Origin of the sequence: Paenibacillus pasadenensis DSM 19293 (genome assembly GCF_000422485.1) — a bacterium.
In the GTDB taxonomy this organism is placed as follows: Bacteria; Bacillota; Bacilli; order Paenibacillales; family Paenibacillaceae; genus Paenibacillus_O; species Paenibacillus_O pasadenensis.
This window is the reverse complement of sequence record NZ_KE383856.1, coordinates 136,841-145,082: the sequence shown is the minus strand read 5'-3', so window position 1 is coordinate 145,082 and position 8,242 is coordinate 136,841. Positions and strand designations below refer to the sequence as shown.

The following is an 8,242-nucleotide window of genomic DNA, read 5'->3' as shown; positions in this document are numbered from 1 at the left end:
GAAAAATTAAATCCAAGGCACTTTTCTGCCTTGGTTCCGCCGACCAGGCCCAACCAGGCCCGACCAGGCCCGACATCAAAAAAGCTGTCCCATGGAGTCCATTGCCTGGCTCCAGGGACAGCTTTTTCGCGCCATCTGCACCTCTCGCGAGCTGCAGCCAGGCCAAGGTCAATTGCGCATGCCCCGCCCAATGTCGCCGCCACGCTCCTTCGACGAGGCGGCTTCACGCCACAATCGCATCTGCGCGCGGCGTAGACGGCTCAGCTGACTGGCGTGAACGGCTCCGACTCGAACGGCTCCGACCACGGTCCGGCCGCGCCGTCGGGCGCGATCGCCTGCACGCGGTACCAGGTCCTCGTCCCGTGAGCGCGGGTCGGGTCCTGCCATGGCATGTCGTGGTCCGCCGGTCGGGCGTCGAAGACGGCCGTCCACGGTCCGGCCGCTCCGCGCGTGCTCTTTTCAACCGTGTAGCGAGCCGCTCCGACGACGCCGCGAAAGACGACGCGCTCGGCCGCCGAGGAGACCGTCGGCGCATCCGGCACCAGGCACGAGGACACTTCGCGTCCGCTCATCCGAAAGGCATGGCTGCGCAGCTCGAGACAGCGCCGCTCATAGTCCCCGCTTACGCCCGTACCGGGATAGTGCAGGGAGAAGCCGTCGTAGTGGGGAACATAGCCGGCGTCATCCGCATGGGGAAACAGCGACCAGAACAGCGTGCCGGAGACGCTGCCGTCTGCTTCCGCCCGCTCCAGAAACGCCTCCAGCCCGTCCTCCGTCCAGCCGAATTCGCCGCAGATATATACCTTGCCGGCGGCTGCCGTCTCCGCCGCGTCGCGCGCCAGAGCCTCCGCGTTCGCGGGATAATAGTGAACGTCGAGGATGTCCAGCTCCTCGATGCCGAGCTTGTCGCGGTCCAGCTCGAACTGCTTGCCGTGCGCGACGAGATGGTTGCCGTCGAGGCTTTTGATGTAAGCGGCCATTTCCTTGACCCACTCCGCCGGCGCATCGTTCAGCTCGTTGCCGAGCTCCCACGCCAGAATCGTCGGATCGTCGCGGTACGCCACTCCTGTAAGCGCATTCACCCGAGTGAGCAGCATGGCGATGTAGCGCTTGAACACTTCCTTGATCTCCGGATCGGAATAAAAGGCCCGCGGATCCTCCAGTCCTCTCCAGCCCGCGAAGGTGGAGCGTCCGCCGTGGTAGTAGGACCAGTTGCAGACGAACGGCACGATCAGCCGCAGTCCTCGCGCCGCCGCCTCGCGGACCGCGAAGTCCACCCGGCGCAGCGCCTCTTCGTTGAAGCGATCCGGCTCCGGCATGATCGAAAGCGGATGCCCTTGAGACGCGCCAAGCGTATGCGAGCGAACGACGGTCGCCCCCATCTCCAGCGCCGTGTCCAGCGCGTCGCGGACGCGGAACTCCGTCGGCCAAGCCACTCCCTCGACATTCTCGTCGAGCCCGAGCCAGTAGACATTCGGTCCCGCGAACCGGAACGGCTCGCCGTTCAGCTCCAGCCGGCTGCCTGTGCGGGCAACAAACCCGTTGCTCCTCATGATCGATCCCCGCCTTACGTCCTTGGTTTCATAGTGTTGCCATGACAAGAATAGCATTTGCGGATCATGATTTCAACTTATTTTAACTTATTATAGTTAAGTTTCATTAGTTGAATTTTTCGAGAGGAAAAGAAGCGGCTCCAAGGAGTCCCTCGTACGGTTGGCTGATTGGGGCAGCTCCTTTCCGTGAGACGGGGGAGAAAGTCGGCGCTAAGGGCAATGGGGCGGTGAGGGACCAGCTGCGCTAACGAAACGGAGAGACGCTATTGGGTTGAAAAGAGGGGGGTTGGAGCTTCTAACGATACAGCGAATCGCTATGGGGGAGTTTTTCGTCGATTCAGCCGCTTGTTAAGCCAAATAGCGCTTTTGAGGTTCGTTAGCCTTTTTGTCGAGGCGTTTTGAACGAAATAGCGCTTCTGAGGTTCGTTAGCCATTTTGACGAGGCTTGATGGAATGCATCCTGCTGGGGAGGCTGGAGAAAACGGCAACGGGGCGCGGGCAGCCTGCTGCTGGTTGTGGGAGGAAAAGAAGCTGGTTTGGTGGCGGCCCGGCATTGCCGCGAACGGCGCTCCGCCAAGGGCATTCTCGCCCTTGCTTCACGGCTCCGCCGCAGTCGGCGCTCCGCCAAGGGCATTCGCGCCCTTGCTTTGCGGCTCCGCCGCAGGCGGCGCTCCGCCAAGGGCATTCTCGCCCTTGCTTCGCCTCCCCCCGCCGGCAACCCTTCAAGCTCCGGCCGTAGCCGCGCTCTCCGCCTCCGTGTCTCCGCCCCCGGCGCCTGCCGCCGGAACGGTCGAGGCCCGCTTCACCAGCGCCGTCGACAGCATGACCAGCTCCGGCAGCTTCTCCGGCTCGGCGATGCGGCCGAGCACGATCTGCACCGCGCGCGAGCCCATCTCTTCCTTGGGCACCTTGACCGTCGTCAAGCCCGGCTGGTTCAGCTCCGCCAGCGTCAGATCGTCGAAGCCGACGAGCGAGACGTCGGCCGGGCACTCCAGCCCGAGCGGCTGCAGCACTTTGAGCGCGTCGAAGGCGATCAGGTCGTTGGCGCAGAACATCGCCGTGACCGGGCGCTCCGCCCGCAGCTCCCGCTCCAGCGAAGCCGCGAACTCCGGCTTGGTGTACATGCCGCTGCCGCTTACGCCCATCCCCCCGACGACCGCCAGCTCCGCCGCATCCTTGGGACGCTTGCGGTTGTGCGCGGCGATGGCGTCCTCGAACCCGCGGCGGCGCTCGGAGAAGCTCCACGTCGTATGGGCGTCGCCGACAAACGCCAGGCGGCGGTGGCCTTCGCGCAGCAGCAGCTGAGCGGCCTGGCTCGCGCCGAGATAGTTGTTGGCCATGACCAGATCCAGGTCGGGATGCTGAGCGTCCGGATCGACGAGCACGAACGGCAGCTTGCGCTTCGTCAGCTGGTCGGTGTAGGCTTCCGGCAGCTGGCCGAGCACGACGACGCCGTCCACCTTGCGCTCGGTGATGCCGAGGGGCATGCCGTCCTTCACCTTCATCGTCACGTCGATGCTCGACAGCAGCATGCTGTAGCCCTGCTTGGCCAGCTCGGCGTCAATGCCCTTGATGATCTTGCCCCAGTACTCGGGATCGTCCAGATAAGCCCGCGGCATGAGCACGGCCAGATTGCCCGTGCCCGGAGCCGAGCCCGGCTTGCGGCCCTTGATCCGGTAGCCCTCCTCCTCGGCGGTTTTCCAGATGATCTCGCGCGTCACCTCGTTCACGGCGCTGTCCCCGGACAGCGCCTTGGATACAAGCGCTTTGGAGACGTTCAATTTATCGGCGATCATTTGCAGCGTTACTTTTTTCATGAAGCCCATCCCTTCGGCATCGGAGCAAGAATTTGCTCCTTTCAGCATAACGTCTGGAAAGTCTTTTTTCAACTTTTTTCAATTCTTTATGCGGCAGGACGAGCTTCTCATCTCCCTCTTCTTCCTTTACGATAGAGGCAGGCAAAGAATGCCGCTCAAGGAGGAATCGCCATGCAGGTATGGTTCAAGTACAACTGGATCGTTCGCGACCAATGGTACGAATGGTGCGCCCAGCTGCCGGAGGAGGAGCTTGTTCGGGAAAGGATCGGCGGCATGGGGAGCATCCTCAAGACGCTTCAGCACATCCTCGACGTGGAATGGAGCTGGATCCAGCAGCTCCGGGAAGCCGACTTCGCCTCCGAGCCGGTTCCGTGGCTCGCCACGCTCGCCGAGGTGAGGGAGCTGGACCGTCAATACCGGTCCGACATCGAGCCGTTCATCCTCGGCTGGGACGACTCCATGGAGACGCGCCCGATGGAGGACGTCGCCTCCGACGGACACGTCGAGCAGCACGCCTGGGGCGAGGTCATGCGGCATGTGCTGGCCCATGAGATCCACCATATCGGGCAGTTGTCCATCTGGGCGCGGGAGCTCGGGCTGAAGCCGGTGTCGGCCAACCTCATCGGCAAGGGCCTGATTCCGATCCGATGAAGTACGTCAAGCTGCATGCCTACCATGTCCAAAAACAAAAGCGGGACGAGTACCTCGACCTTCAGCGCCAAGCCGCCGAGGTTTATGGCCGGCATGCTTCGTTCCGCACGCTCTTTTTGAACAGCATGGAAGACGAGACGAGATGGATCGAAATCACGACGTATGACTCCGAAGAAAGCTACGCCGAAGCGATCCGCCTCATCGACGAGGAGCCGGAAATAGGCGATCTGTTCCGGCGCTTCAAGTCCCTTCTTGTCCAGGAGAACGCCGAGATCGTCGAGGAAGACTTCAAGCTGGCCAAGGAAATCGTCGTCCGGACGACGGAATGAACCGAAAAAAAAGCGGGACGAGGCCGAGCGCTGCTCGGCTTCATCCCGCTTTTGTCCGGCTACGATCCGAACTTCACGAGGTAGTAGTTCTTCTTGCCGCGGCGCAGCACGAGGTAGCGGCCATGCAGGCGATGCTCCGCCGTCAGCGCCGTGTCGATGCCCGTCTGCTTGACGCCGTTCACGGCTACCGCTCCGCTCTCGATGTCCTGCTTGGCCTGGCGGCGCGACGGAGCGGCCTTCGTCTCGACGAGCAGGTCGATCAGGCCGGTCGACTCGGCGTCCGCGAGCACGGTCGTCGGCATGTCCGACAGCGCCTCGACGAGCTCGTCCTCGCTCAGCTGCGTGACGTCGCCGGAGAACAGCGCGGCCGTGATCTTCTCTGCGCTCTCCACCGCCTGCTCGCCGTGCACGATGCGCGTCACCTGGCGGGCGAGCTCGCGCTGCGCCTCGCGCTTCTCCGGCTGCGAGGCGACGAGCGCCTCGAAGCTCGCGATCTCCTCGCGCGTCAGGAACGTGAAGTACTTGAGGAAGCGGATGACGTCCGCGTCGTCGGTGTTGATCCAGAACTGGTAGAACGCGTACGCGCTCGTCTTGGAGCGGTCGAGCCAGATCGCGCCGGACTCGGACTTGCCGAACTTCTTGCCGTCGCTCTTGGTCACGAGCGGCATCGTGATGCCGTACGCCCCGCTGCCGCCGGTCTTGCCGATCAGGTCAAGGCCCGCCGTGATGTTGCCCCACTGGTCGCTGCCGCCGAGCTGCAGCCGCACGCCGTGGTCCTGGTTCAGCTTGTAGAAGTCGTACGCCTGCAGGATCATGTAGCTGAACTCCGTGAACGAGATGCCGTTGGCCAGCCGCGAGTCGACCGAGTCCTTGGCTAGCATGTAGTTGACGGTGAAGTTCTTGCCGATGTCGCGCAGGAACGTAATGATGTCGAGCGGCGCCAGCCAGTCGTAGTTGCTGACGAGGCGGGCCGGATTGCTCGGCGTCTCGAAGTCGAGGAAGCGCGACAGCTGCTTGCCGAGCGCCTGCGTCCAGCCGGCGACCGTCTCGTCCGTGTTGAGCGAGCGCTCCGTGGAGCGGCCGCTCGGATCGCCGATCAGGCCGGTGCCGCCGCCGACGAGCGCGATCGAGTTGTGGCCCGCCAGCTGGAAGCGGCGCAGCATCAGGATCGGCAGCAGGCTGCCGATGTGCAGGCTGTCGGCCGTCGGGTCGAAGCCGCAGTACAGCGTGATCGGCCCTTCCGCCAGCGCTTTTTCCAGCTCCTCGCGGTTCGTGACCTGGTAGACCAGGCCCCTGTACTCCAGATCTTCGAGCAGCGCCGCGTTCACGGCCGCTTGGTGCGTTGTCATCTCGTATCCCTCCATTATGGTCGTTCGTGGAAAGGTGGAAAAAGAAAAGACCCCTCCCTGTCCAAAGACAGGGACGAGTCATCGCGGTACCACCCTGAGTTGAGCCGCGGCGCAGGCTGCCTCAGAAGGCAAGCCCGGAGCGGGGCTCCGCTCTGCCGGATAACGGCCGGCTGCCGTCCGCGCCCTTCTGCCCGGGGGCAGGTTCGGACGCGCAAGCTCCAGGATGTAATTCGCGGGCGGCTGTCGCTCCGGCTCGCACCAACCGCCGGCTCTCTGATCCGCAGATTCGCTCCGCTACTGCTTCCCTTCCACGCTTCTATGCTTGTTCGCTCTCACTTTAGCGAATGGCGCGGCGCTTGTCAATCCGCTGCCGCGCCGCCCTAGACCTCGCCGCTGAACACCTCGGTCTCATAGTCGAAGTCGACCGTCCCGTCCTGCTGCGTCTCGTCGAAGATGCGGCGCAGCTCCGCCAGCATCGGCTCATGCCGCGGATCGCCGGCTTGCGGCGCGTAGGACGAGGAGAGCAGCCGCCCTTTGACGCCCTCGTAGTCGAACCGCTGGCGGTTCGGGAACGCGCGGCGCGTCATCGTGCCTTCGCGGAAAAACGCCTGCAGCTGCTCCGGCGAGATGTTGCGATGGTTGACGCGGGCGTAGTCGGTGCCGTGCTCGTGCAGCAGCGCCTCGTAGCGCTCGAGGAACGGCGTGCCGGACGTCAGCCGCGAATTCCATACGAGAAAGACGCGCTTGCCCGGCCGCAGGATGCGCGCGAACTCCGCCTTGGCCGCCTGCTGGTCGAACCAGTGGAACGACTGCGCGCAGACGATCGCGTCGAGCGACTCGCTCGCCAGCCCCGTATCCTCCGCCGGCGCCAGCATGATGCCGAACAGCTCGTTCGGGCCATGCGCCGCCCAAGCCGCGCGGGCCATGTCGGCGTTCGGCTCGATCGCCATGACGCGCAGTCCCCTTTCCATCAGGAGGCCCGAAAAAATGCCCGTGCCCGCCCCGATGTCGGCCACCGCCGACTCCGGCGCCAGTCCTCCCTGCTCCAGGATGGCGTCGATCGCCTCCGCCGGATACCCCGGCCGGAACTTGACGTAGTCCTCCACTCGGCTGGAGAAGCGTTCCTTGCTGTCCATGTCCATTCCTCCCGATCCCGCTTCCTTGGGGCGTGCTTGCAGCCCCATCGGCGGAAGCTTGTGCATCCCTTACCGTATCAGACCGGATCGTCCGAGGCAACCATCCTGCTGAAAATGAGCTCCGGATCGCCCACGTCCAGATGGTCGACGATGCCGCTCGGCTCGAAGCCCGCCGCCTCCAGCAGCGCCCGCATCGGCTCGTTGGAGCGGTTCGTCGAGGTGAAGGCGCGCTCGCCGGGGCCGCGCTCCAGCCAGCTCTGCAGCAGCCGGCGGCCGATGCCGGCGCGCCGCTCGCCGGGATGCACGATCAGCAGCTGCAGGAACGGCCGTCCGAAAAAGCTGCGGTCCCAGGCGGCGCAGCCGGACAGCCGGCCCTCCCGCTCGGCGACGAGGCAGCAGCCGGCCGCCGCGTAGGCGGCGAGCGCTTCCCGGCGGCCGCCGTGGCCGACGACGAGCGCGTCAAGCTCCGCCAGCGCGTCGAGATCGGCCGGGACGGCCGGGCGCACGGCGAAGCCGGAGGCCGGCGGCGAGCCGGCGCGCCGGGCGGCATCGGCGGCGCGGGCGGCGGGCGGCGCCGATGCGCGGCTGAGCGCCTCGCCGCTGCGGAAGCGGAACAGCTTGCCGAAGCCGTAGTACTCCATGTCCTCGTCCGTCTCCTCATAACCGCCGTCTCCGGCCGCGCCGAGCAGCGTCCTGCGCCAGAACGAGACCGCTCCCGCGTTGCGCTCCGACGCCGTCGTGAACAGCGCCCAGCGGCCCGGATGGCGGCGGAACACTTCGCAGGCGGCCCGTTCGGCACGGCCTTGTCCCCGGTAAGGCCGCAGCAGGAAAAATTCCTGCAGCGTGAACTCGCTGCCGTCGACCGCGTACGGGCCCGAAGCGACGAGCGCGAAGCCCGCCGGCAAGCCGTCCTCGACGATGAGGTAAGGGAACAGCAGCCCCTCTTTTTCCCACCAGATGGCGAACTCCGCCTGCTGCTCCTGCAGCGTCCGAATGTCGTCTTCCTCCTCGAAGACGCCGTGCCGGTTCGGCCGCACGCCGCGGATGCCCGCCAGATCATGGAGATAGAGCGGGTACAGGTTCATGAGAATCGGCTTGCGGTCGAGGCCGCAAGGTTCGATGATGAGCGTCATGCGATATCGTACTCCCGTCTTGAAGCGTTTCCTCCAGCCTAACAAGCGCGGCGCCGAAAGGACAGGCCCGATCCGGGTATAGCCGTTCTTGCCCGGCCATCCAACGCGGCAAGGATATCCTGGCTTCTCCCTGTTTCATGATGGAACGTTCCTGCTCGAGTCGGCTGTCCCGCTCCCCGACTCGCGTGCTACGCGCAGTTTTTCCTCGCGTAGCCGCCGCTTGCCATCCGTACTCGCGTGCTACGCGCAGTTTTTCCTCGCCTAGCCGCCTCTT

Annotated in this window: 7 protein-coding genes; 2 read left to right on the top strand and 5 right to left on the bottom strand. The window is 64.9% G+C overall.

All coding sequences use genetic code 11. The annotated features are described in order from the left end of the window. Positions 1-260: 260 nt before the first annotated feature. Both H582_RS0122305 and H582_RS29090 read right to left on the bottom strand, forming a co-directional pair. Positions 261-1,553, bottom strand: a complete 1,293-nt coding sequence (locus H582_RS0122305) for a glycoside hydrolase 5 family protein (RefSeq protein WP_028600309.1) — start codon at positions 1,551-1,553, stop codon at positions 261-263. Positions 1,554-2,275: 722 nt separating this feature from the next. Further along, positions 2,276-3,370: a LacI family DNA-binding transcriptional regulator gene (locus tag H582_RS29090; RefSeq protein ID WP_084137540.1), complete on the bottom strand. Its 1,095-nt coding sequence runs from the start codon at positions 3,368-3,370 to the stop codon at positions 2,276-2,278. Positions 3,371-3,541: 171 nt separating this feature from the next. Here H582_RS29090 and H582_RS0122295 point away from each other — a divergent pair, with 171 nt between their 5' ends. Continuing rightward, positions 3,542-4,021, top strand: a complete 480-nt coding sequence (locus tag H582_RS0122295; protein WP_028600308.1) for a DinB family protein — start codon at positions 3,542-3,544, stop codon at positions 4,019-4,021. Beyond that, a complete protein-coding gene (locus H582_RS0122290) occupies positions 4,018-4,350 on the top strand; it encodes a hypothetical protein (RefSeq protein ID WP_028600307.1) in 333 nt (110 codons plus the stop codon). Before H582_RS0122295 ends, H582_RS0122290 begins: the two co-directional genes overlap by 4 nt. Positions 4,351-4,409: 59 nt before the next feature. Here H582_RS0122290 and tyrS read toward each other — a convergent pair whose 3' ends face one another. The 3 genes from tyrS to H582_RS32500 form a co-directional block, all read right to left on the bottom strand. After that, a complete protein-coding gene (gene tyrS, locus H582_RS0122285) occupies positions 4,410-5,699 on the bottom strand; it encodes a tyrosine--tRNA ligase (protein ID WP_028600306.1) in 1,290 nt (429 codons plus the stop codon). A 380-nt stretch (positions 5,700-6,079) separates the two neighbouring features. Then, positions 6,080-6,835 carry a class I SAM-dependent methyltransferase gene (locus H582_RS0122280; protein ID WP_028600305.1) on the bottom strand — a complete coding sequence of 252 codons (756 nt, stop codon included), beginning with the start codon at positions 6,833-6,835 and terminating at the stop codon, positions 6,080-6,082. Between the two features lie 77 nt (positions 6,836-6,912). Next, positions 6,913-7,968 carry a GNAT family N-acetyltransferase gene (locus H582_RS32500; protein ID WP_052333549.1) on the bottom strand — a complete coding sequence of 352 codons (1,056 nt, stop codon included), beginning with the start codon at positions 7,966-7,968 and terminating at the stop codon, positions 6,913-6,915. Positions 7,969-8,242 lie beyond the last annotated feature (274 nt).

Coding starts and splice junctions, on each gene's coding strand:
- H582_RS32500 (WP_052333549.1), bottom strand. CDS start 7,968: ATGACGCTCATCATCGAACCTTGCGGCCTCGACCGCAAGCCGATTCTC.
- H582_RS0122280 (WP_028600305.1), bottom strand. CDS start 6,835: ATGGACAGCAAGGAACGCTTCTCCAGCCGAGTGGAGGACTACGTCAAG.
- H582_RS0122290 (WP_028600307.1), top strand. CDS start 4,018: ATGAAGTACGTCAAGCTGCATGCCTACCATGTCCAAAAACAAAAGCGG.
- H582_RS0122295 (WP_028600308.1), top strand. CDS start 3,542: ATGCAGGTATGGTTCAAGTACAACTGGATCGTTCGCGACCAATGGTAC.
- H582_RS0122305 (WP_028600309.1), bottom strand. CDS start 1,553: ATGAGGAGCAACGGGTTTGTTGCCCGCACAGGCAGCCGGCTGGAGCTG.
- H582_RS29090 (WP_084137540.1), bottom strand. CDS start 3,370: ATGAAAAAAGTAACGCTGCAAATGATCGCCGATAAATTGAACGTCTCC.
- tyrS (WP_028600306.1), bottom strand. CDS start 5,699: ATGACAACGCACCAAGCGGCCGTGAACGCGGCGCTGCTCGAAGATCTG.